Consider the following 24,450-nt stretch of genomic DNA (forward strand, 5'->3'; position numbering starts at 1 on the left):
AAGCCGCACCGGAGTGAAGCCCATGCGTATTCCTTTTGTCGTGCTGGCCATCATGGCCCTGTGCACACCGGCCTTGGCCCAGACGCCGCCGCCCGCGCCGGCCACGGTTTCGTCGCCGGACGGGACCCTGTCGGTCAGCGTCACCACCGACGGGGACGGACGGCCCAGCTATGCGGTCACACGTTCGGGAAAGCCGGTCATCGCGCCGTCACGCCTGGGCTTCATCCTCACCGATGCGCCAAAGCTGGAGCGCAATCTGGTGGTGACGGCCGAGGTCCCCACCGACCATGACGACACCTGGGAACAGCCCTGGGGCGAGCGGCGATTCATCCGGAACCACTACCGCGAACTGCGCGTCCACCTGCGCGAGCGGACGGCCCTGGCGCGCCGCTTCGACGTCGTTTTTCGGGTCTATGACGACGGCCTGGGCTTTCGCTACGAGTTCCCGGAGCAGGCGGCCCTGCCCGTCCTGAACATCGGCTCGGAACTGACCGAGTTCAACATCGCCGAAGACGGCGAAGCCTGGTGGATCCCGTCGCACGAGTGGAATCGCGAGGAGTACCTCTATCACCGCACCTCAATCGAGGAGGCGTCCAGCACCCAGACGCCGCTGACGATGAAGCTGGATTCCGGTCTGCATATCTCGATCCACGAGGCGGCACTGGTGGACTATGCGGGTATGAACCTGCGGCGGGCCGAGGGTCGCCGTTTCGTCGCCGACCTGACGCCGGGCTTCACCAATGCGGCGGTGGAGCGGACGGCCCCCTTCCCGACGCCCTGGCGCACGATCCAGATTTCGGAAACGGCCGGCGGCCTGGTCGAATCCAGCCTGATCCTGAACCTGAACGAGCCCAACGCGATCGGTGACGTCAGCTGGTTCAAGCCGATGAAATACGTCGGCATCTGGTGGGAGATGCACCTGGACAGAGCGACCTGGGCGTCCGGCCCGCGCCACGGCGCGACGACCGAAAACACGCGGCGCTACATCGATTTCGCGGCGGCCAACGGCTTCGGCGGCGTTCTGGTCGAGGGTTGGAACGTCGGTTGGGACGGCGACTGGTTCGGCAATGGATCGGACTATTCCTTCACCCAACCGTATCCCGACTTCGACCTGGAAGGCCTGGCCGCCTATGGTCGCGAACGCGGCGTGCAACTGATCGGCCACCACGAGACCGGCGGCAATGCCTTCCATTACGAGCAGCAGATGGCCGACGCCTTCGCCCTGGATCAGCGCCTTGGCATCACGACGGTCAAGACAGGCTATGTCGCGGATGCCGGTGGGGCGCAGGTTCGGGGACCCGATGGCCGATCGACCTTTGCCTGGAACGAGAGCCAGGCCATGGCTCGCCACCACATCGCCGTGCTGGAAGCCGCCGCCGCCCACCACGTCGCCATCAACTCGCATGAGCCGATCAAGGACACCGGTCTGCGCCGGACCTATCCCAACTGGGTTTCCCGCGAAGGCGCGCGCGGGATGGAGTTCAACGCCTGGGGCCAGCCCGGCAATCCGCCCGAGCATGAAGTGAACCTGGTCTTCACCCGACTTCTGGCCGGGCCGATGGACTTCACCCCCGGCATCTTCGGCATGGTGACCCGCAGCCCCGACGGGGTGGCCACGACCTGGGCCAAGCAACTGGCGCTCTATGTGACGATCTACAGCCCCATCCAGATGGCGGCCGACCTGCCCGGGAACTACGAAGCCAACCCCGGCCCTTTCCAGTTCATCAAGGACGTCGCCGTCGACTGGGACGAAACCCGCGTTCTGAACGGCGAGGTCGGCGACTACGTCACCGTCGTCCGTAAGGGACGCGGCGGCCGCGAGTGGTTCCTGGGCTCCATCACCGACGAGAACCCGCGTGTCCTGAGCGCCGCCCTGACCTTCCTCGAGCCCGGTGTGCGTTATCGCGCCGAAATCTACCGCGACGGTCCACATGCATCCTGGCGCGACGGTGGCGGCATGAGTCGAACCGACATCGTGATCGAGCAGCAGGAGGTGACCGCGGGCGACATCCTGACCCTTCGCCTCGCCCCGGGCGGCGGCCAGGCCATTCGTTTCGTGCCTCTGGGCCGGGGGGCACGCCAATGATCGCCGTTCCAAAGATCCTGACCATCCGGCCGAGGCTGAACGCCCTGGCCATCATGAACATGTGCGTCGGCTTCTTCGGCATACAGATCGGGTTCGGACTTCAGAACGCCAACACCAGCCGCATCTTCCAGACCCTGGGGGCCGAGGTCGACAGCCTCGCCATCCTCTGGATCGCAGCCCCCCTGACCGGCCTGCTGGTTCAGCCGATTATCGGCTATTTCAGCGACAAGACCTGGAGCCCGCTGGGTCGGCGCAGACCCTATTTCCTGGTCGGGGCCGTGCTGACATCCCTGGCCCTGGTGGCCATGCCGAACAGCCCGAGCCTCTGGTTCGCGGCGGCGACGCTGTGGATCATGGATGCATCGATCAACGTCACCATGGAACCGTTTCGCGCCTTCGTCGGCGACCTGCTGCCGGACGAGCAACGCACCGCCGGCTATGCGATGCAGAGCTTCTTCATCGGAGCCGGTGCGGTGCTGGCGTCCTGCCTGCCGTGGATCCTTTCGAACGTGCTGCACCTCAGCGCGACGGCGGCTGACGGCATGGTGCCCGATACGGTGCGCTGGGCCTACTACATCGGAGCAGCCGCCCTGCTGGGTGCGGTGCTGTGGACCGTCATCACCACGCGCGAATACAGCCCCGACCAGATGGCGGCCTTCGAAGCCAACCATGCCTTGCCCGGCAAGCCCGGTATCGACGATCAGGCCCCGGCTCGATCTTCCCGTGCCTATTTCCTGGGCGGACTGATCTGGGCTGCGATCGGCGCGGCCGGGTTCGCCGGGGTCGCCGTGGCAGGCGTGGAAAAGGAGCTCTACGTCCTGTTCGGAGGCATCGCCGCCTTCGGCCTGCTGCAGATCGTCGTCGGGGCCATGCACGCGGGCAGGACGGCGAACGGCGTCACCGAAATCGTCGACGACATCTTCCGCATGCCGCCGACGATGCGCAGCCTGGCGGTGGTCCAGTTCTTCACCTGGTTCGCCCTGTTTGCCATGTGGATCTATACGACGGCGGCCGTGACCACGGTCCACTATGGCACCACCGATACGACCTCGGTGGCCTACAACACCGGCGCGGACTGGGTCGGCGTCCTGTTCGGCGTCTATAACGGAGTGGCGGCGCTGGCGGCCTTCCTGATCCCGGTGCTGGCCCAGAAGACCGGACGCAATGGAGCCCATGCGATCAATCTCGTGCTGGGCGGGCTCGGCCTCATCGGCATCGCCCTGATCCGGGACCCGGCCCTGCTGTGGATCCCGATGATCGGGGTCGGCTTCGCCTGGGCGTCGATCGTGTCCATGCCCTATGCCATCCTGTCGGCCGCCGTGCCGGGGCGGAAAATGGGTGTCTACATGGGCATCTTCAACATATTCATCGTGGTGCCCCAACTGCTGGCGGCGACCATCCTGGGCCTGATCCTGAAGACCTTTTTCGATGGTCAGGCCATCTGGGCGCTGGGGATCGGAGGCGTGTCGTTCTTCATTGCCGCCGCCTGCGCCCTGCTGGTCAAGGAGCCGAAATGAACTTCGACCGCCGCGCCATCCTGACCCTGATCTGCGCTGCCCCGTTCGCGGGTTCGGTCCGCGCGGACGTGCCGACCGCCGGCCGACTGGTCGACTACACCGACATGGCATCGACCCATGCCGCAGCGCGCAATGTCACCGTCTGGTTGCCGCCGGGCTATGACGAAGGGTCTCAGCGCTATCCCGTCCTCTACATGCACGACGGCCAGAACCTGTTCGATGCATCGCGCACTGCCTTCGGCGAATGGGGCGTGGACGAACATCTGGCGCGACTTTCCCAGACCGGTCAGGTCCGATTGCCGATCGTGGTCGGGGTCTGGAACACGCCGCTTCGGCTGCGCGAATACGTCCCCGCCGACCTGATCACTGCCCTGCCCGGGGAGGTCAGGACGAGCCTGCTGGGCATGTATGGCGGCGAGCCCTTGTCGGACGGCTACCTCCAGTTCCTGGTCGAGGATCTGAAGCCCATGATCGATGCGACCTATCGCACCCTGCCCGATCGCGACGACACCCTGATCGCGGGATCCAGCATGGGCGGACTGATCTCGCTCTATGCGATGATGAAACATCCGGAGGTGTTCGGCTCCGCCGGCTGCCTCTCGACCCACTGGCCGCTGAGGCTGGAGCGGCTGGAGGGCGACGCCCTGGAGCGCTGGCGCGAGGCGGTGGTCCTGGCCTGGTCCAGCGTCATCCAGCGCGGCCTGCCCGACCCCGCCACGCACCGGCTTTACATGGATCGGGGGGACGAGACGCTCGACGCCTTCTATCCCTGGTTCCAGTCGCGCATCGACGGCGTGATCCGGGCCGCCGGTTGGGGACCGGACCGGTTCCGCACCCTGGTCTTCCCCGGTGCCGAACATAACGAGAAGAGCTGGAACAGCCGTCTCGATGCCCCCCTGACCTTCCTCCTTTCGCCCGCCTGACCAGAGAGTATGTCCATGCGTAAACTGACCCATGCCCTGCTGCTCGGTGCCGCTGTCCTGCCGTTGATGGCCTGCGCATCGATGCCTCTGTCCACCGGCGCGTCCGCGATTCCGGTGGCCGAGGCAGTGGCGCCCGGTGCGCCGGGGGCCGCCACGACCTGGTCGAGCGCGGCCAAGACCGGCGTCGGGGCCTCATACGAAGCCTATGTCGACGGGCAGTACCGCGACGGCGGTCCGACAGGCCCGGTGTCCAGGGTCTGGTTCTCGCTCGCCGACGGCGTCCTGACCGAGACGATGTACGGTCTGATCCACGAGGCACAGATCAAGGCGCTGCGCTTTGCCGTGGTTTCTGGCGACCGGCTCGGCGTCGAGGGCACCGATACGGTCAGCCGCACGGAGTACCTGCATACGGACGCGCACGGCCGCCCCCTTTCGCCCGCCTATCGCGTGGTGACGGAGAGCGCCGACCATGCGTTCGAGATCGAAAAGCGCGTCTTCACCGATCCCGACAGCAACGCCCTGATCCTGCGCGTCACGATCACGGCAGGCTCCGCCCCCGTCACCCCCTATCTGATCCTCGAGCCGCACATGGCCAACACCGGCGGCGGCGACCGGGCACAGGCGACCGCGACCGGCCTGCACGCGAGCGAGGGGGACGTGCACCTGACGCTGCGCCCCGGCCAGCCGTTCGAGGCGGCCAGCGCCGGCTTCCTCGGTACCTCCGACGGCCTGACGGACCTGCAGGCGAACGGCCGGCTGACCCACGCCTACGCCTCCACCGGCGATACGCCCGGTGCGGTCGTCCTGACGGGATCCCTGCCAACCATCGCGGCAGGACAGAGCCTGACCCGCGACTTCGTCATCGGTTTCGGCCCGACGCAGGCCGCGTCCGAAGCCGCCGCCGACGCCAGCTTCACCACCGGCCTCGACGAAGTTCTCGCCCGCTTCAACGGCGAGGGTGACCGCGTCGGTTGGCAGGACTGGATCGGGTCCCTGACCGAACTGCCCCGCATGGCCGAGGTCGCCACCGACGGCGGCAAGCTGGCCTATGCCTCGGCCCTGATGCTGAAGGTGCAGGAGGACCGGACCTATGCGGGTGCGCTGATCGCGTCGCTGTCCAATCCCTGGGGCGACACGGTCGACGCGACACAGGCCTCGACCGGCTACAAGGCCGTCTGGCCACGCGACTTCTATCAGGTGGCGATGGCCCTGATGGCGCTGGGCGACAGGCAGACGCCGCTCGCCGCCTTCCGTTACCTGCCCCAGGTCCAGGTCGACGCCGAAACGCCCGGCAATACCGGCGCGACCGGCTGGTTCCTTCAGAAGACCCATGTGGACGGGCAGATCGAATGGGTCGGGGTCCAGCTGGATCAGACCGCCATGCCGATCATGCTGGGCTGGCGCCTGTGGAAGGCGGGCGAGGTCTCCGACGCGGAAATGGCCAGGATGTACGCCGCCATGATCAAACCCGCCGCCGATTTCCTGGTGGATGGCGGCAAGATCGGTCTGGGCTGGAACGACCGGACCATCAGGCCCCCCTGGTCACAGCAGGAGCGGTGGGAAGAGCAGGAAGGGTACTCGCCCTCGACCACCGCCGCCGTCATCACGGGCCTGACGGTCGCATCAGAGATCGCGCGGGCGGCCGGGGACGCCTCGTCCGCCGACCGCTACCAGGCCGCCGCCGATGACTATGCCGGCAAGGTCGAGGCCCGGATGTTCACGACCGCGGGGTCGCTCGGCGACGGCGACTATTTCTTGCGGCTGACCCGCAACGAGGACCCCAACGATCGCGCCCCCCTCGGCGAGAACAATGGTCAACCGGCATTGCCCGAGGACCGCATCGTGGACGGCGGGTTTCTGGAACTGGTCCGCTATGGCGTGCGGGCCGCAAACGCGCCCTCGATCGTCGGCACCTTGCCCGAATACGACGATCAGACGCGCGAGGATCGTCTTCGCGTGCGCTATGATCTCAACGGATCCCCGGGCTGGCGGCGCTATGGCAACGACGGCTATGGCGAGAACACCGATACGGCCGGAAACTACGGCCTGGGCGGCATGACGCCCGGTCAGCGCGGCCGGGTCTGGCCGATCTTCACCGGCGAGCGCGGCACCTATGAACTGGCCCGCCTTCTGCAAGACGGTACGGCCGACACGGCCGCGATCGATCGCATCCGCCAGACCTATGTGCGCGCCATGGAAAGCTTCGCCAACGACGGCCTGCTGCTTCCCGAACAGGTCTGGGACGGCGTGGGACGGACGCCGCCCGGCTATGCGATCGGGGAAGGCACGGACTCCGCCACCCCGCTCGCCTGGACCCATGCGGAGTATCTGAAACTGCTCCGGTCCCTCGCCGACCGCGCCGTCTGGGATCGCTATGGTCCGGTGGCCGAGAGATACGCCCGCTAGGGTATGATCGGCCCTCGTCGTAATCGCGGTTCTTGCTGATACCCCTGCATTGGCCTAGAGCGAGGTTGCGACAGGTTCCCCAGAAATGGGGATTAATAGGGAACTCGGGTGTGAACCCCGGGCTGCCCACGCAACTGTAAGCGGCGAGCCCGCGCACCATGGGCCACTGGATCTCGAAGGCGAAAGCCGGAGGATCTGGGAAGGCGGCGCGCACCGGCATTGACCCGCAAGCCAGGAGACCTGCCTGTCGTGGTCGTCCTTCGCGCGGACGTGGTGTGCCGGGCGGAACGGGATCAGACCCGAATGACGACGTCTGTTGGGCCGCGCGTGCGCGTGGTCGCGACCGGGCGTGTCTCCTCGCCTGAACGCGGCCGTTCGCAAGGCGGCTCGTCGTCAAACGAGGGATTGGACCCATGAGGAACGAACTGACCATCAGCGCCGTCACCGGTGCGCTCCTGCTTGCGACCAGCGCCGCGAGCGCACAAACCGCGACGTCCGCCATGGATTCGAGCCTGCTCGACGACGTGGTGGTCACAGCCAACCGCTCTGCACAGTCGGCCGAGCGCGTCGGCCAGTCGGTCACCGTGCTGACGGCGGCGGACATCACGACGAGCCAGACCGTCGGTGTCGCAGACCTTCTGCTGCGCACGCCGGGGGTGAGCCTGTCGCGCAACGGCGGGATCGGCGCGGCGACCGCCCTTCGCATCCGCGGTGCCGAGACGGACCAGACGGTCGCGGTGATCGACGGCGTCAAGCTGAACGATCCGTCGGGCACAGGCGGCGGGTACAATTTCGGCAACCTGCTGGTCGGCGACATCGCGCGGATCGAGGTGCTGCGCGGTGCCCAATCGACCCTGTGGGGCTCCCAGGCCATCGGCGGCGTGGTCAACATCGTCACCGCCGAACCGACCCGGCCCTTCCAGGCCGGTCTCGACGCAGAGGCCGGGTCGCGGGGCACGACCTATCTGCGCGGAAACATCGGCGGGATGACCGACCGCGTGACGTGGAGGCTCGCCGGCTCGCATTATCAGAGCGACGGCTTCTCGGCCTTCGCGCGCGGTACCGAGAAGGACGGATACGAGAACTTCGGGCTCAGCGGTCGAGCCCGCATTCGCGTCACGGACGGAGTGTCCATCGACCTGCGCGCCGTCTATTCGGACGGAACGGCCGGGGCGGACGGATTTCCCGCACCGGCGTTCGCCTTCGGAGACACGCGCGAAACCGCCAGCACGCGGGAACTCGTCACCTATACGGGGTTGAACGTCGACCTGCTCGACGGCCGGCTCAGCAACCGGCTCGCCTACGCCTATACGCGGACCGACCGGGAGAGCCGGAACCCGGACCAGGCCGTCACTGCCGTGACCTTCGAGGCCGAGGGCCTGAACAGGCGGTTCGAGTACCAGGGCGTGTTCGACGTCCAGAAAGGCTGGACCGCCACCTTCGGGGCCGAGCATGAGGATTCGGCGTTCAGTTCGGCCTCGCCATCATCCTTCAGGCCGAACCCCCCGCGGGCGAATGCCAACGTCGGGATCTATGGCTTCTATGCCCAGCTGCAGGCCGAGGTCATCGACGGCCTGACCTTGACGGGTGGCGTGCGTCGCGACGAGCACGACACCTTCGGCGGCAAGACCCTGGGACAGGCCGCGGCCGCGTGGTCGCTGAACGCGGGCTCGACGGTGCTGCGCGCCAGCTTCGGCCAGGGCTTCAAGGCCCCGAGCCTGTACCAGCTGTACAGCGACTTCGGGAACACGACCTTGCAGCCCGAGGCGGCCGACGGCTGGGACGCGGGTGTCGAACAGCAGCTGCTGGACGGCGGCCTGACCCTTGCCGCGACCTATTTCTCGCGTGAGACGACCAACCAGATCGACTTCATATCCTGCGCCTCGACGGTGACGCCGGCGTCGGCCCCTCTGTGCTTCCTCAACGGCGTGCGGCGTTTCGGCTACTACAGCAACATCGCCCTGACAGCGGCAGACGGCGTCGAACTGGCGGCGGACTACGAGATCGGGTCGTTGACGATCACCGCCAACTACACCCGGACCCACACCGAGAACCGCACACCGCGTGCCAACCTGGGTCGCGAGCTGGCGCGCCGCCCGAAGGACGCAGCCAATCTGACCGTTGGCTATGTCTGGCCGTTCGGTCTGTCGACCGCGATAGCCTTGCAGCACGCGGGCGACAGCTTCGACAATGCGTCGAACACCACCCGGCTGGAGGGCTACACCCTGGTCGATCTGCGCGCATCCTATCCGCTCGACGAGACGCTCGAGCTCTATGGCCGGATCGAGAACGTCGGCGACAAGGTCTACGAGACGACCGGCAACTATGGCGCAGCGGGTCGTGGGTTCTTCCTCGGCCTGCGTGCGCGCTTCTAGGCTGGCGATGAACGCACCCATCCCTCACCACGGAAGACTGGACGGGGCGCATACGGACGACCCGTCCGCGCGCCCGCGGTCCGGGATCGATTTCTGATGCGTCCGGACCGGAGAGCTCTGGTGGCGGGCGGCCTGGCCCTGGCCGGATGTGGCAGCGCGCCCCCTCCGCGTCCGGCTGCGGCCGTCGGTCGTCCGCAGCGCATCATCTCGATGAACCCGTGCCTGGACGTCATCCTTGTCCGGGTCGCGGACCGGTCACAGATCGCGGCCCTGAGCCACTGGGCGCGCGACCCCCATGGATCGACGATCGCCGACATCGCGACAACCCTGCCCCATACCTACGGGACCGCCGAAGAAGTCATCGCGCTCCGGCCCGATCTGGTGATGACCAGCAAATATTCGTCGCTGGCGACGCGAAATGCCCTCGGGCGTCTGGGGATTTCCACCCACCTGTTCGGCGTGCCCGAGACAGTCGCCGAGAGCCTGGAGCAGGTCCGTACGGTGGCTGCCCTGACCGGGCATGCAGATCGCGGCGAGGCCCTGGTCAGACAGATCGAGGCCGCCATCGACGCCGCCGCTCCGGTGCCCGGATCGACGCCCCCCTCTGCCCTGGTCTTCATGCCGGGCGGGTTTGCTTCGGGGCCAGGCACGCTGATGGACGAGATGATGCGGCGCGCGGGCTTGCAAAATGCCGTCACGCGCTATGGCCTTACGCGAACCGGCAATGTGCCGCTGGAAAGACTGATCGCCGATCCGCCCGAGGTCCTGCTGTCGGGCGAATCCTGGCCGGGAGCCCCGAGCCGGGCCGAACGGATCATGGAGCATCCTGCGCTCGGGCGCGTCGCCGGCGATATGCGCCGGGCGGTTTTTCCTGAACGGTTGCTGTTCTGCGGCGGGCCTGTCCTGATCCAGACCGCGGCCGCGCTGAAGCGCGCCCGCGAGGTCGCAACGGCGAGGCTGGCATGAGGCCCGTGAACCGATCCCGCCTGTACGCGGCGCTGATCGCCCTGCTGCTGATCCTGTCGGGGATCAGTCTGATGGCGGGCCGCGTATGGGTGCCCTTCGAGGCCTGGCTGCAGCCCGATGTCGATCCGCGCTGGGCCATCGTGTTCGAGTTGCGGCTGCCGCGCACGCTGCTGGGAATTTTCGTGGGCGCGGCCCTCGGGCTGTCGGGGGCGGTGCTGCAGGGCTATACGCGCAACCCCCTGGCCGATCCGGGCGTGCTGGGCGTGTCCTCGATGGCGGCGCTGGGAGCCGTTCTGACCCTCTATTACGGCGTGACGGCGGTCGCGCCCTGGGCCCTGCCGGTCGCGGCCATCAGCGGGGCGATGATCGGGGTCGGCGCGCTGATGCTGCTGTCGGGCTCGGCGTCCAGTCTGGTGACCTTCATCCTGGCGGGCGCGATCCTGAACATCCTGTCCAGCGCTGGCGTGTCGCTGGCCCTGTCACTGGCTCCCAACCCCTGGGCGTTGAACGAGATCGTCGACTGGCTGATGGGATCGCTGGCGGACTGCAGCTTCGAGGACGTGTGGACGGCGGCACCGCTGATCGGGCTCGGCTGTGCCCTGCTGCTGACCCTCGGGCGAGGGCTGGATGCCCTGACCCTGGGCGACGTCGGGGCGCGGTCCCTGGGCATTTCGATGAAGCGGATGCGCTGGATGCTGGCCCTGGGCGTCGGTCTGGCAGCGGGCGCGAGCGTGGCGGTGACGGGGGTGATCGGCTTCGTCGGCCTGGTGACGCCGCACCTGCTGCGGCCCCTCGTCGGGGCGAGGCCCGGCGCACTGCTGGTACCAAGCCTGCTCGGAGGCGCAGTGATCGTGTTGGCGGGCGACATCCTGGTGCGCATCACCCCGTCGGCGGGCGAGGTGAAGCTGGGCGTCGCCATGGCGGCCCTCGGCGCGCCCTTCTTCCTGGTCCTGCTGCTGCGCCTGAGGCGCAAGATCGCATGAGCGTCCTGTCCTGCACTGCACTGGGCGTCGAGATCGGGCACAGGTCGATCCTGTCGGACATCAGCCTTTCGATCGCGGCGGGCAAGGTTACGGCTGTCGTGGGGCCGAATGGAGCCGGCAAGTCCACCCTGCTCGCCTGTCTGGCGGGTTTGCGCCCGCCGACCTCCGGCCTCATCCGGCTGGACGAGGCCCCGCTGACCGGGCTGAAGGCGCGCGAGCGCGCGAGGCGACTGGCCTTTCTTCCCCAGACGCCAGAGATTGCCTGGCCTGTCGAGGCGCGGACACTGGTGGCGCTCGGCCGGACGCCCTTCATCGGGGCCCGGGGTCCGGCCCGGGAGGACAATGCGGCGGTCGACCAGGCCCTGATCGCCGCCAATGTCACGGCGTTCGGGCACCGGATCGTCGACACCCTGTCGGGCGGAGAACGGGCGCGGGTTCTGATCGCGCGGGCTCTGGCCGGAGAGCCCGAGTGGCTACTGGCCGACGAGCCACTGACCGGCCTCGACCCGGCGCACCAGCTGGATGTGGCGGCCCTGTTTCGTCGGCTGGCTGACGAGGGAGTCGGCGTCGTCGTGACGCTGCACGACCTGTCGATGGCGCTGAGACTGTCGGATCGCATACTCGTCCTGGCCGACGGACATGTGCTGGCCGACGACCCGCCCGCCACCGCCCTGTCGCCCGAGGTGCTGAAGCGCGCCTATGGTGTGGAAGCCAGCCTGACCCGGGGGCCGGGCGGCCCCCTGATCGATGTGATCCGGCGGGCATAGCCAGCTGCGACGGCACTGACCGTGCTCGCGAGGGGAGTGCGGGATCGCCACCCTGGTCGCCGGAGGTTTGATCGGTGGGTGGGTGAGGAGGATTGGCCGGCCAGGCCCGTGCTTCTGGCGGTCCGGATCACATGAGACCAGAAAGTCGCACCACATCCGGGCTCAGGCCGAAGCCCCTTGCCAACAAACATTCGTCATACTATTCGATCCAGCAGGCACGGCGGTCGTTATTTCAAAATGACACCGGTATCATTGACTGCGTGATTTGGCCGAAGGGCCGGGTTCAGGCTCCATAGAGGGCCGAACGGGGGAGGTTTGAGGACTATGAGAACAGCACATCTGCGTCATCTGCGGACCGCGGCTTCTGCCGGCGTTCTGATGTTCACGCTCGCGGCCGCCAGCGGAGCCTGGGCTCAAACCGCCCCGACACCCGCATCGCAGGACGAGGCGGCCCAGGTCGACGAAGTGGTCGTCACCGGCATCCGTGGTGCGCTGCGAAGCGCCCTTGCGACCAAGCGCAACGCCAATGTCATGGTCGATGCGATCAATGCCGAGGACATTGCCGACTTTCCCGACGCCAACCTGGCCGAGTCGCTTCAGCGCCTGCCGGGCGTGTCCATCGACCGCGACAACGGCGAAGGCCGCACCATCACCGTCCGCGGCCTGGGCAGCGACTTCACCCGCGTCCGTCTGAACGGCGTCGAGGCGCTGTCGACGGCCGGTGCCTCCATCGCCGGCGATAGCCCGAACCGCAGCCGCGGCTTCGACTTCAACACCTTCGCCTCAGAGCTGTTCAACTCGCTGAAGGTCCAGAAGACCGCTTCGGCCGAAACGGAAGAAGGCTCGCTCGGGGCCACGGTCGATCTCCAGACCGGCCGGCCGCTTGACTATTCCGACCGCCGCTTCGCGTTCTCGGCCCAGGACGCCTATTACGAGAATGGCGAGACCAACAACCCGCGCTTCGCCGGGCTGGTTTCGGACCGCTGGCATTTCGACGGCATTGGCGAGGTCGGTATCCTGGCCTCGGCGGCCTTCAACCGGCGCGACCAGACGATCGACAGCTATCAGCGCCAGGCCGGTCAGTCCGACTACACGTATCGCGGCGCGACCTTCGCCGGCACACCCAATATCGCGGCCGGCACCCAGATCCTGACCCGCCAGGGCTTCGCCGCCCCGACCGGTACGCCCTGCAACAACGGCGTCATTCCCGGCGTCAACATCACCAACCTCTCGTACTGCGACGCGCTGCGCGGCTCGAACCCGACGGCCTATGCGCTGATCAACAGCCCGATCGGCTCGACCCTGCGCAACAACAATGCGACGGGAACCGCTGCGGGAACTACGATCGCGGCCGGGTCGCTGGTCCGTATTCCGGCCCTGCCGACGCTGAACCAGCAGGACCTGCATCAGGAACGCACGGGCCTGACCTTCTCGGCGCAGTGGCGGCCCACCGATCGCACGACCATCAGCTTCGACGGCGTGTATTCGCAACTGGACCAGATCTCGACCAACTACCAGATCGTGCCCGTCGGCCTGAACCGCAACAACACCCAGGGCAATGCCAACGCGGCGACCTATCAGCTGGCCAATGCGACGGCGGCCGGCACGGCCGCCCAGAGGCGCGCGCTGTATGCGACCTGCAACGCTCGCGCCGAGACGGCGATCCTGGCCGGTATCGATTGCGGTCAACAGATCTATGGCACGACCCCGGTCGCTGGAACGCTTTCGGGCTTCAGCTTCAACCCGAACAACCTGGAACCCTTCGACTATTACAACAGCCCCTCGTCGCGCGGTTACGTTGCCGATCCGCTAGGGTTGGGAATGCGCAATGCGCTGATCGGCCGGCCGGGCATCCGGCTGATCGATGCGGCGCTGAGCCCGACGGGTGCCAATGCCGACTATCTGGTGCTGAGCAACGTCGACATGCGGTCCGCCGCCGACGAGGCGCGCTACACGACCTTCTTCCAGCAAGGCACGGTGAATCTGCAGCACGAGTTCAGCGACACGCTCCGGATGCAGGCGATCTATGGCGAGAGCCGCTCGGTCAACAAGACGAAAGGCTCGCTGGTCGAATTCACCCGCCTGAACTCCGGATCGGGCGCGGCCGGCGACGGCTATTTCGTCTATGACGCGCGCGGCGGCGGCGACATGCCGTCGCTCGACTTCGGCTTCGACGTGGCCAATCCGGCCAACTGGGACGTGGTCAAGGGCTTCTCAGCGATCCGCTACTTCGAGCGGACGGTCGACAACCACTACGAAGGCGGCAACATCGACTTCGCCTGGGACGCCAATCCGTATCTGACCCTCAAGACCGGGATCCAGCGCAAGCGCTACACCTTCTACACGACCGCCCTGCAGCGTGAATCGGCACGCGAGACGCTGAATCCCAGCCTCATCGAGGCCGGGGCCACCATCGGTCAGGTCGGCGCAGTGCACACCTTCGGCCAGGGCCTCGACCTGCCGTCCGGGACGCCCACCAGCTTCTATGCCCCGGACCTGGATGCCTTCCGCAACCTGTTCGACTTCGAATGCAACTGCGTCAACAAGTGGAACGACTGGCGCATCTCGACGAAGTTCAACTTCGCCCAGACCTTCGAGATCAAGGAAACGGACCTGAGCTATTTCATCCAGGCCGACTTCAACGTGCCTGTCTTCGGTCGCGACCTGCGCGGCAACGTCGGTCTGCGCCGCGCCCAGACGGGCGTCGATTCCAACGGCTTCACCAACCGGGGCCGGGCGATCAGCGCAGACAACGACTACAACAACACCCTGCCGTCGCTGAACCTCGCCTATGAGGTCGCCGACGACATGATCATCCGGCTGGGTGTAGCCAAGGTCATGTCCCGCCCGCTGCTGGGCAACCTGGCCCCCAGCGTCACGGCCTTCACCGTGCCGAATGGCCTCGGTGCCACAAGCGGCGGCGCCATCACGATCGGCAACCCGAAGCTGGCTCCGTTCACGGCCACCAACTACGACCTCAGCTTCGAATGGTATTTCGAGCAAGACGCGCTGTTCTCGGTCGCCATCTTCGACAAGGAAGTGGAATCCTTCCCGCAGACCCTGGTCGGTGACGGGACCCTGTCCTCGATCCTGGACGCGGCCGCCATCGCCGAACTGCGGGCCGAGTTCGAAGTCCTCGCCGCCGACACCACCCAGTCAGCCGCTGCGCGTCAGCAGGCCCAGAACCAGGTCGACTACATCAACGCGGATCGCCCGTTCGGCATCCGTCAGTTCCGCGATGCTCCGGGTGGCTACATCCGCGGCGTGGAGGTCAACTATCAGCAGAACCTGACCTTCCTGCCCTGGTATTTCGAGAACCTGGGCGTCCAGGCCAACTACACCCACCTGGAATCGGAACTGAACTACATCCTGACGCCGGCGCCGCTGGTCACGGGCGTGGGACCGTTCACGGGTGCCTCGCCCGACGCGTTCAACTTCACGATCTTCTACGAAGTGCCCCGGTTCTCGGCGCGCGTCTCGACCGCCTACCGCGCGGACTATGTGACCCAGTATCCGATCGCCTCGGGCACCACCGATCCGGGCTTCTCGGACTCGCCGCTGGTCAACGACTTCCTGGGCAGCGAGAAGACGCTGAACGTGGATGCCTCGGTCACCTACAAGCTCAGCGATGTCGTCACCCTGACGGCCGAAGCCCTGAACCTGACCAACCAGACGACCAACCGCTGGGGCTACGCCGACGACCGCGTGACCACCAACTACGGGTCGACCGGCCGTCAGTTCTTCATCGGCGCCCGCGCCGTCTTCTAGAACCTTCCTCAACCAGGCCGATCATGGGAGCGCCGGTTTCGACCGGCGCTCCTTTTTCGTTTGGCGACACATACAGTTGGGGCGGACCCGTCGCGCGGACCCGCCCTTTTCGTCAAGCCACTCAATAACGGCCTATAGCGCGCGGTATCTGAAGTTCCTGAAGCGGGCCTCGCCCTGCCCTGCCGCATAGATGGCGGGCCGCAGCATCATGAAGCCGCCCCGGACGTTCTGATTATAGCCGGACACCTCCATGCCCCGATCGAACCGCCTCCAGGTCACGCCGTCGGCAGATGTGTCGAAATAGACATTCTGAAAGGCATTGGTCAGGCGGATATGCATCCGGGAGCCATAGCCATGCCCGGGCCGACCCCGCTCGATGCCGTACTGATGGGTGACGAACCTGGTCGGGTCGAAGCCCAGCCCGGCATAGAGCTGGCGGTCATAGAACAGGATCAGACCGGCGACCGTGGACGGGTCGATCTCGATCTCGCATTCCAGCACATAGCCCTGATCCCCCTGCACGAAGGTCAGGGGCGAACAGTCGCTGGGGGCCGTGCCCTTGGCCCGCATGTGCAGGACCCCGTCGGCCCGGGTCAGGCGGGATTTCTCGTCCGCCTGCGGATCGTAGAAACTCCACTGGATGCCGAACTTGTCGGTCGAGAAGTCGTCCGACAGCGCCATGCCGTGAGGTCCGGCCTGGCCCCCCGCCGGAATCGGCAGGGGCGTCGCCAGATCGCCGCCCCTGGCGCGAAACCAGCCATCCTCGGTCCATTCCACCGGATCCAGCAACGTCTGGCGCCCCAGGCTCCAGTAGGCGTTCTCGTAGCCGTGGTAGACCATGTACCAGTCGCCGGCCGGTCCCTCGACCAGGGTCGCATGACCTCGCGACCACCATTTCTCGGCCCCCGATACGGTGCGCACGATCGGATTGTGCGGGCAGTTCTCCCATGGGCCGTGGATCGACCGCGACCGGGCGGCGATCACCATATGGCCGGTCGGCGGACCCGCGGTACCGCCCACGGCCGTGATCATGTAGAAATACTCGCCCCGCTTCATCAGCTTGGGCCCCTCGGGCGCAAACCCCTCGACGATCCAGTCGTCGGGATAGCGCCAGGGGTCGTAGACGTGCTCCAGCTCTCCGTCCGTCGCCAGGCCGTCGTCGGTCAGCCTCACCCGGTCGCCCCCGCTCAGGAACAGGTAGCGCTTGCCGTCCTCGCCGACGATATGGCCCGGATCGATCCAGTTGGGCAGTTTCAGGTCGATCGGTTCGGACCAGGGTCCCTCGATCGCATCCGCCCAGATGACATAGCTGGACCGGTATTCGGGATAACGCGCCGGAATATAGACGTAGTAGCGGCCCCCGTGCTTGCACAGCTCCGGAGCCCAGACCGAGCCGATATTGGTCGTCAGGGCCGCCACGACGGGCTGCCAGTTCACCAGATCGCGCGAATGCCAGATGTGGATGCCCGGCACGGATTCGAACGACGAAAAGGTCATATAGTAGTCGTCGCCGTCTTTCAGGATCGACGGATCGGGGTGATCGCCCGACATGATCGGGTTCAGATAGGTGCCGTCGCCCAGGTCGGCCTTTCTCTGGTTCTCGATGCCCCTTGCCCAGCGCATGTGCGCCCATTCACGGCCCAGCGGCGCGGCGTCTTCGTTGCTCTGGGCCAGAACCGAACGGCCCGGGAATGCGGTCAGGGCAACGCCGCCCAGAAGGCTCGACAGCGCCGCTCGGCGGTGGATGGATGGCATGGCGAACCTCGGTTGAGACAACAGATCAGCGGACGAAGAGCGCCAGAGCCCGGATCGTGCCGTCCGGGGTGTGGACCGGATCGACGACCCTGGCGCTTCCGGGCGCTTTCCGGTCGGATGGTTGCGTGTGTGATGGAAAAGCCGATGCGGGCAGGGTCGGCGCGTCGTTCGGCGAAGCGGCTTCGATCCGAGGCAAGGCGATCGCCGCGCAGCGCACCCCGAGGCTATGCGTGCGCCCCGACCTGAACGGCCTCATGCGGCGTCCGTCTCGCGCAGATATCCGATCAAGCGGCTCATGTTGTTGATGTACAGGCCCGTGGAAATGCCTGTCGGACCCGTCGGCTCGGTAAAGGGTGAAGTGTCCCAGTCATCGCCGACCTGGCCGCGATCGACGAAGCCGGGCGGCGGCTCAGCGGGACCGTCACCCCGGTAGGGATGGCTGGTCGTGCGAAGTTCCTGTGGCCAGTAACCCTCGTCGTTCAGCCTGGCGATCAGATCGGCGACAGCCTCGGCCCGCGCAGCGGCAGCCGTGACGTTCAGGTCCGAACCGCCCACCGCCTCGGTGATGACATAGGGGGGCATCAGGGACTCCCCTCGCCCGAGCAAGACCGAGCTTCGCGTCGCCTGTTCGGGCGTCAGGCCTTGCACCCGTTGATAGCGGGCGCGCAGTCGGGCGACGTCGATGTGCTTCTCCGGCCGAATGCCTGCGGTGTCGAAATCGGTCCAGTATTCCCCGTTCTGCGCGTTGGAGCCGCGCCGGTGGGTGGCGATCAGCCGACCCGTGCCCGGCTCGTAGTTGCGATAAAAATTGCGGCCGTCGGCGGTCCATTGATCGCGCGGAAGTTCGAGGCCGGCGATCCAGTCGATCGCCTCGCCGACCCGCGCCAGATATTTCGGCTCGCCGGTCAGTTCGTAATAGTCGAGCAGCTGATTGACCGCCGCCGCCGTGCCGTGAGGCGTGATCGAGGCGGGCTCATAGGTCCGGGCCGGCGCCGGCTTCAGATCCGGCGTGTACTGCATCGCCCAACCGGGGGTCGGTTGCGGCTGCTGCAAGGCGATCATCAGCTCCATCGCGCGCATCAGCGGCTCGCGAACGCGCTCCTGGCCCAGTTGCTGAAGCACCAGCAGCAGGAAGTCGATGTTCTCCTGGGCGACCTCGTCGTTCAGGGTGATGTGTCCGGTATAGTCGGGGCGTCCGTGATTGCTGAACTCGCCCGCCTTCGGGAAACGCTGTGGCCAGCCGCCGACCGGATACTGGCTGTCCAGAACAAAGCCGATGACCTTGTCGACGGCGGCCCGGAAACGAGGTTCCCCCTTCTCCAGATGCAGCCGGAGCAGGAATCGCCCGCACTCCACCGTCGCATGGTCGTCGAAGGTCGCGTTGCCGTAGTAGTGCTGGAATTCCTCCAGCCGCCAGCCATTGCGGCCGATGGTTTCGTACCAGCGACGCAGCGACGCCTCGCCGTCGAAATCGATGATGTAGTTCCAGCCCCCGCTCGGATGCTGGCCTGCGATCAGGGCGTCGCCGGCGCGCACGGCCGCCTCGTAGTAAAGCGTCTCGCCCGTCGCGTGGTAGGCGTCGAGAAAGATCTGCCCCATCTCCGGCGTGCCCGGGGCCTGGGTCCAGATCATGCCGGGCCAGGCCTCCATCTCGCCCCAGCGACGAGAGAAGTCCGCCAGATACGACCAGACGTAACCGCCACGGGTCGACACACGCTCGGTCATGAAGGTCGTGGCGCGGCGCATGGTGTCCATGACGGCCTCCCGCTCTGCGCGCGGCGACACCCACGCACCCACCGCGCCCGCAAGCGGTGCAACGGAAGCGCCGACAAGCCAGGTCCGTCGCGTCAACATTCGACAAGTTCTCCGACTACAGGGAAGTCCGATCGTCGTCGGCGCTTCCGCATGGCTCATCGTTCACTGATGATATAATAATATTTTTGAATGGAATGCTAGGGAGACCGGCATGACAGTCTGGACCAGAACCATCCATGTTATCGCTACCACATCGGTAGGATGTGGACGGAGACGCGCGTGAAGCTGATTGACGACATGCCGGCAGACTGGCGTGAGGGGACCTTCCTCGGCCGCCTGCTGCTGGCCGAAGGTCCAACGCCCGTCCTGCTGCGCGGGGGCGCGGTGTTCGACATCTCGGCGACTGCACCGACCACGGCACAGGCGATCGCCCGGGGTGAGCCCGCATCGTTGACCGGCACGACTCTTGGGTCCCTCGACGCCCTTGCCCTCCACGACGATTCCGCGCTGCCCCGCCTGCTGTCGCCGCTGGATCTGCAATGCGTGAAGGCCTCGGGCGTGACCTTCGCCGTCTCGGCGGTCGAGCGGGTGATCGAGGAACGCGCACGCGGGAACCCTGGCGCGGCCCTGACGATCCGCGCCGCTCTTGCCGAACGCGTCGGCTCCGATCTGTCGGCGGTCAAGCCGGGCTCGTCCGAGGCCGAGGCCCTGAAGGCCGTCCTGATCGAGGAAGGGCTCTGGTCACAGTATCTCGAAGTCGCGATCGGCAAGGACGCGGAAATCTTCACCAAGGCCCCGGTGCTGGCCACCGTGGGCTGGGGCGACCGGGTCGGGGTTCGCTCCGACAGCGCCTGGAACAATCCGGAGCCGGAAATCGTGCTGGTCTGCGATCCGACCGGCACGGTGATCGGCGCGACGTTGGGCAATGATGTGAACCTGCGCGACATTGAGGGCCGGTCGGCCCTGCTGCTCGGCAAGGCCAAGGACAACAACGCCTCGGCGGCCGTCGGTCCCTTCATCCGGCTGTTCGACGAGACCTACGGAATCGAGGACGTGCGCAATGCCATCGTATCCCTGACGGTTACGGGCAAGGACGGGTTTGTCATGACGGGTCAATCGTCGATGCGCCTGATCAGCCGCGATCCGCTCGATCTGGCGGCCCAGACCTGTTCGTCATCGCACCAGTATCCGGACGGCTTTGCCCTCTATCTCGGCACCATGTTCGCGCCGATCGACGATCGCGACGCGCCGGGTCAGGGCTTCACCCACAAGACCGGCGACGAGGTCTGCGTGTCGTCGCCTGGGCTGGGCGTACTGCGAAATCGGGTCGCAGCGTGTGAGGATGCGCCACCGTGGACGTTCGGCATCTCTGCCCTGATGGCCAATCTCGCCGGGCGGGGCCTGCTGTGAGCGGAGCCCTCTATCCGTCGCTGAAAGGCCGCCTCGTGGTCGTAACCGGCGGCGGCAGCGGCATCGGGGCGGCGTTGACGGAAGGGTTCGCGCGGCAGGGCGCGCGGGTGGTGTTTCTCGACGTCGCCGAGGACGAGTCCCGGGCCCTCGCCGTCGCCCTGGCGGACTGCAGTCCTCCGCCACTGTTCCGGGTCTGCAATCTGCAGGAGCTGACGGTCCTCCAGACCACCCTCGCCGGGATCATCGCCGAACACGGCCCCATCGATGTGCTGGTCAACAACGCCGCCAACGACGACCGGCACACCCTGACGGAGGTCACCCCTGCCTATTGGGATGACCGCATCGGGGTGAACCTGCGCCACCTGTATTTCGCCGCCCAGGCCGTCGCGCCGGGCATGCGCGAACGGGGTCGGGGCGTCATTCTGAACCTGGGGTCGATCAGCTGGCATCTGGGTTTGCCCGACCTGTCCATCTACGAGACCGCCAAGGCCGGAATCGAGGGCATGACACGAGCCCTCGCGCGCGAACTTGGCGTCGATGGCGTGCGGGTCGCCTGCATCGTCCCCGGCAATGTGAAAACACCCCGCCAGATGAAATGGTACACACCCGAGGGCGAGGCCGAAATCGTCGCCGCACAATGCCTGAAGGGCCGGATCGAACCTTCGGACGTCGCGGCGCTCGCGATGTTCCTGGCCTCGGACGACGCCCGTTTCATCACGGGACATGAGTATTTTGTCGACGCCGGCTGGCGCTGAACGAACAATCGGGCCGACAGAGCCCTGGAACGGAGGAAACGAGAATGGCAGGACCGACAGGCGGATCAGGACCCGATATCGCGGGGGCCGATCAGGTCAATATGGCGTTCATCGCCCTGATCGTCGCGGTGGCGACCATCGGCGGCTTCATGTTCGGCTACGATTCCGGCGTGATCAACGGCACCCAGGACGGGCTGGAGAGCGCCTTCAACCTGTCGGCGCTGGGGACCGGCTTCAACGTCGGGGCCATCCTGCTGGGCTGCGCGTTCGGGGCCTTCGCGGCGGGGCGTCTGGCCGATCTGATCGGGCGCAAGACGGTCATGCTGATCGCCGCAGGCCTGTTCATCGTCAGCGCCTTCTGGGCCGGTGCCGCCGACAGTTCCGCCCACTTCATCATCGCCCGCTTCATCGGCGGTCTGGGCGTCGGGGCGGCCAGCGTCCTGACCCCGGCCTATATTTCCGAAGTCACGCCGGCCTCGATGCGAGGCCGACTGTCCAGCGTGCAGCAGATCATGATCATCACAGGCCTGACGGGTGCCTTCGTCGCCAACTACGCCCTGGCCGCTACCGCGGGAGGCTCGACAGCGGAGTTCTGGCTGGGCTTCCCCGCCTGGCGCTGGATGTTCTGGCTGCAGGTCGTGCCTGCTGCCGTCTATCTGGCCGCCCTGCTTCTGATCCCCGAGAGCCCGCGTTTCCTTGTGGTCAAAAATCGCGACGCCCAGGCCGAGGCGGTCCTGTCCAAACTGTTCGGCCCGACCGCAGGAGCCCGCAAGGTCGCCGAGATCCGCGCCTCGCTGGCCACCGATCACAAGCCCAGCTTCCGCGACCTGCTGGACCCCGCCACCCGCAAGGTCCGCCCCATCGTCTGGGCCGGGCTGATCCTGGCGGTGTTCCAGCAACTGGTCGGCATCAACATCGTCTTCTACTACGGGGCGACCCTGTGGCAGTCGGTGGGCTTTTCGGAGAACGATGCCCTGCTGATCAACATCGGCTCGGGCACCCTGTCGATCCTGGCCTGTCTGGCGGCCGTCGCCGTCATCGACAGGATCGGCCGAAAGCCCCTGCTGCTGATCGGGTCGGCCGGGATGTTCGTGACTCTGGCCATCGTCGCATGGTGCTTCTCGCAGGCACAGACGATCGACGGCGCGGTGCATCTGCCGGGCCAGGTCGGGCTGATCGCCCTGATCGCGGCCAATGCCTATGTCGTCTTCTTCAACCTGAGCTGGGGCCCGGTGATGTGGGTCATGCTGGGCGAGATGTTCCCCAACCAGATGCGCGGTTCGGCGCTGGCGGTGGCCGGGTTCGCCCAGTGGATCGCCAACTTCGCCATTTCGGTCAGCTTCCCGGCGATGGCGGCAGGACTGGGCCTGCCCGCGACCTACGGCTTCTATGCCGCCAGCGCCCTGGTGTCCTACTTCCTCGTCCAGGTCTGGGTTAAGGAGACCCGGGGTCGCGAGCTGGAAGACATGACCGGCTGATCGAGCGACCCCCTCCCCGGCGACGCTCCCCCGTCGCCGGTCCCTTCTCCAAAGGATACGCCATGACCGAGACCCTGAACCTCTGCCACCTGATCGACGGCGAGCGTGCGGAGGTGGCCCGGCCGGGCGAGAGCCACAATCCATCGAACACAAACGAGATCGTCGCCCGCACCCCCGATGGCGGTCAGGCCGAGGTCGACGCCGCCGTGGCCGCCGCCAGGGCTGCCTTCCCGGCCTGGTCGGAGGCCTCGCCCGAAGTCCGCTCCGATGTGCTGGACCGTGCGGGGGCCCTTGTCATGGAGCGACGCGAGCAGCTGGGGCGCCTGCTGTCTCGCGAGGAAGGCAAGACCCTGGCCGAAGGCATCGGCGAGACCGTCCGCGCCGGGCGCATCCTGAAGTATTTCGCCGGCGAGGCCCTGCGTCGTCACGGCCAGAACCTGGACAGCGTCCGCCCGGGGGTCGAGATCCAGACCTATCGTCAGGCGGTCGGCGTCTATGGCCTGATCACGCCCTGGAACTTTCCCATCGCCATCCCGGCCTGGAAGGCGGCACCCGCCCTGGCGTTCGGCAATACGGTGGTGATGAAACCGGCGGGACCGACGCCGGCGACGGCCTCGGCGCTCGCCGATATCCTCGTCGAGGCTGGCGTCCCGGCGGGCGTGTTCAACCTCGTGATCGGTCGCGGCGGCGTCGGCCAGGCCATCGTCGATCATCCCGACGTCGACGGCCTGTCTTTCACGGGGTCGCAGAGCGTGGGCGCGGGCGTGGCGCTCGGGGCCATCAAGCGTCAGGCACGGGTGCAGCTGGAGATGGGCGGCAAGAATCCGCTGATCGTGCTGGACGATGCCGATCTGGAACGCGCGGTCGCCATCGCGCTGGACGGATCGTTCTTCGCCACGGGTCAGCGCTGCACGGCCTCCAGCCGCCTGATCGTCACCGATGCCATCCACGACCGGTTCGTGGCTCTGCTGGCCGAGAGGGTCGCGGCCCTGCGGGTCGGCGACGCGCTGGACCCGGACACCCAGATGGGTCCGGCGGTGTCGGAGGCGCAGATGGAGACCAGCTACCGATACATCGACATTGCCCGCGCGGCGGGCGGCCGCATCGTCACCGGCGGCGAGCGGCTGAGCCTCCCCACCCCCGGCTGGTACGTCCAGCCGACCCTGATCGCCGACACCGATCCCACCATGCGGATCAACACCGAAGAGGTCTTCGGCCCCGTCGCCTCGACGATCCGGGTCAGGGACTACGAAGAGGCCCTCGCCGTCGCCAACGGCACCGAATTCGGCCTCTCGGCCGGCATCGTCACCACCAGCCTGAAGCACGCCCGCGACTTCCAGCGCCGTGCCCGCGCCGGCATGACCATGGTCAATCTCGCCACCGCCGGGGTCGACTATCACGTGCCGTTCGGGGGCTCGAAAGCCTCCAGCTACGGCTCACGTGAACAGGGCTTCGCCGCCGTCGAGTTCTACACCCAGACCAAGACCAGCTACTCCTGGAGCTGAG

General features: G+C 66.8%; 15 protein-coding genes and 1 riboswitch. Of the genes, 13 read left to right on the forward strand and 2 right to left on the reverse strand.

The annotated features are described in order from the left end of the window. Positions 1-22: 22 nt before the first annotated feature. From O3139_RS13450 to O3139_RS13490, 9 genes are all read left to right on the forward strand, one after another. On the forward strand, positions 23-2,086 hold the full coding sequence (locus O3139_RS13450; RefSeq protein ID WP_269514580.1) for a glycoside hydrolase family 97 protein: 2,064 nt from the start codon (positions 23-25) through the stop codon (positions 2,084-2,086). Continuing rightward, positions 2,083-3,603, forward strand: coding sequence for an MFS transporter (locus O3139_RS13455; RefSeq protein ID WP_269514582.1), 1,521 nt, complete (start codon positions 2,083-2,085; stop codon positions 3,601-3,603). The genes O3139_RS13450 and O3139_RS13455 overlap by 4 nt, the downstream gene beginning before the upstream one ends. After that, positions 3,600-4,526: an alpha/beta hydrolase gene (locus O3139_RS13460; RefSeq protein WP_269514584.1), complete on the forward strand. Its 927-nt coding sequence runs from the start codon at positions 3,600-3,602 to the stop codon at positions 4,524-4,526. The genes O3139_RS13455 and O3139_RS13460 overlap by 4 nt, the downstream gene beginning before the upstream one ends. A gap of 15 nt (positions 4,527-4,541) precedes the next feature. Then, positions 4,542-6,932, forward strand: a complete 2,391-nt coding sequence (locus O3139_RS13465; RefSeq protein ID WP_269514585.1) for a glucan 1,4-alpha-glucosidase — start codon at positions 4,542-4,544, stop codon at positions 6,930-6,932. Between the two features lie 55 nt (positions 6,933-6,987). Further along, a riboswitch (cobalamin riboswitch) is annotated at positions 6,988-7,195 on the forward strand. A 150-nt stretch (positions 7,196-7,345) separates the two neighbouring features. After that, positions 7,346-9,307, forward strand: coding sequence for a TonB-dependent receptor plug domain-containing protein (locus O3139_RS13470; protein WP_269514587.1), 1,962 nt, complete (start codon positions 7,346-7,348; stop codon positions 9,305-9,307). A gap of 96 nt (positions 9,308-9,403) precedes the next feature. Continuing rightward, positions 9,404-10,273, forward strand: a complete 870-nt coding sequence (locus O3139_RS13475) for an ABC transporter substrate-binding protein (RefSeq protein ID WP_269514589.1) — start codon at positions 9,404-9,406, stop codon at positions 10,271-10,273. 5 nt (positions 10,274-10,278) lie between these two features. Then, a complete protein-coding gene (locus O3139_RS13480) occupies positions 10,279-11,256 on the forward strand; it encodes a FecCD family ABC transporter permease (protein ID WP_420022322.1) in 978 nt (325 codons plus the stop codon). After that, positions 11,253-12,023: an ABC transporter ATP-binding protein gene (locus O3139_RS13485; protein WP_269514592.1), complete on the forward strand. Its 771-nt coding sequence runs from the start codon at positions 11,253-11,255 to the stop codon at positions 12,021-12,023. Before O3139_RS13480 ends, O3139_RS13485 begins: the two co-directional genes overlap by 4 nt. A 378-nt stretch (positions 12,024-12,401) precedes the next feature. Further along, positions 12,402-15,791 (forward strand): TonB-dependent receptor domain-containing protein, encoded by a 3,390-nt coding sequence (locus O3139_RS13490; RefSeq protein ID WP_269514593.1) that lies wholly within the window; start codon positions 12,402-12,404, stop codon positions 15,789-15,791. A 132-nt stretch (positions 15,792-15,923) separates the two neighbouring features. Here O3139_RS13490 and O3139_RS13495 read toward each other — a convergent pair whose 3' ends face one another. Both O3139_RS13495 and O3139_RS13500 read right to left on the reverse strand, forming a co-directional pair. Then, positions 15,924-17,546: a family 43 glycosylhydrolase gene (locus O3139_RS13495; protein ID WP_269514595.1), complete on the reverse strand. Its 1,623-nt coding sequence runs from the start codon at positions 17,544-17,546 to the stop codon at positions 15,924-15,926. Positions 17,547-17,798: 252 nt separating this feature from the next. Continuing rightward, the gene (locus O3139_RS13500) at positions 17,799-19,301 is read right to left on the reverse strand and encodes a pectate lyase (protein ID WP_269514596.1); all 1,503 of its coding nucleotides are present in this window, start codon (positions 19,299-19,301) and stop codon (positions 17,799-17,801) included. Between the two features lie 261 nt (positions 19,302-19,562). Between O3139_RS13500 and O3139_RS13505 the strand changes: the two genes are divergently transcribed. From O3139_RS13505 to O3139_RS13520, 4 genes are all read left to right on the forward strand, one after another. Continuing rightward, positions 19,563-20,711 (forward strand): fumarylacetoacetate hydrolase family protein, encoded by a 1,149-nt coding sequence (locus tag O3139_RS13505; RefSeq protein ID WP_420022323.1) that lies wholly within the window; start codon positions 19,563-19,565, stop codon positions 20,709-20,711. After that, a complete protein-coding gene (locus tag O3139_RS13510; RefSeq protein WP_269514598.1) occupies positions 20,708-21,466 on the forward strand; it encodes an SDR family NAD(P)-dependent oxidoreductase in 759 nt (252 codons plus the stop codon). The genes O3139_RS13505 and O3139_RS13510 overlap by 4 nt, the downstream gene beginning before the upstream one ends. 44 nt (positions 21,467-21,510) lie before the next feature. Beyond that, positions 21,511-22,944 (forward strand): sugar porter family MFS transporter, encoded by a 1,434-nt coding sequence (locus O3139_RS13515; RefSeq protein WP_269514600.1) that lies wholly within the window; start codon positions 21,511-21,513, stop codon positions 22,942-22,944. A 62-nt stretch (positions 22,945-23,006) separates the two neighbouring features. Beyond that, a complete protein-coding gene (locus tag O3139_RS13520; RefSeq protein ID WP_269514520.1) occupies positions 23,007-24,449 on the forward strand; it encodes an aldehyde dehydrogenase family protein in 1,443 nt (480 codons plus the stop codon). The last annotated feature ends 1 nt before the right edge of the window (position 24,450 follow it).

The sequence above is a fragment of the Brevundimonas subvibrioides genome, assembly GCF_027271155.1.
GTDB classification, from domain to species: Bacteria; Pseudomonadota; Alphaproteobacteria; order Caulobacterales; family Caulobacteraceae; genus Brevundimonas; species Brevundimonas subvibrioides_D.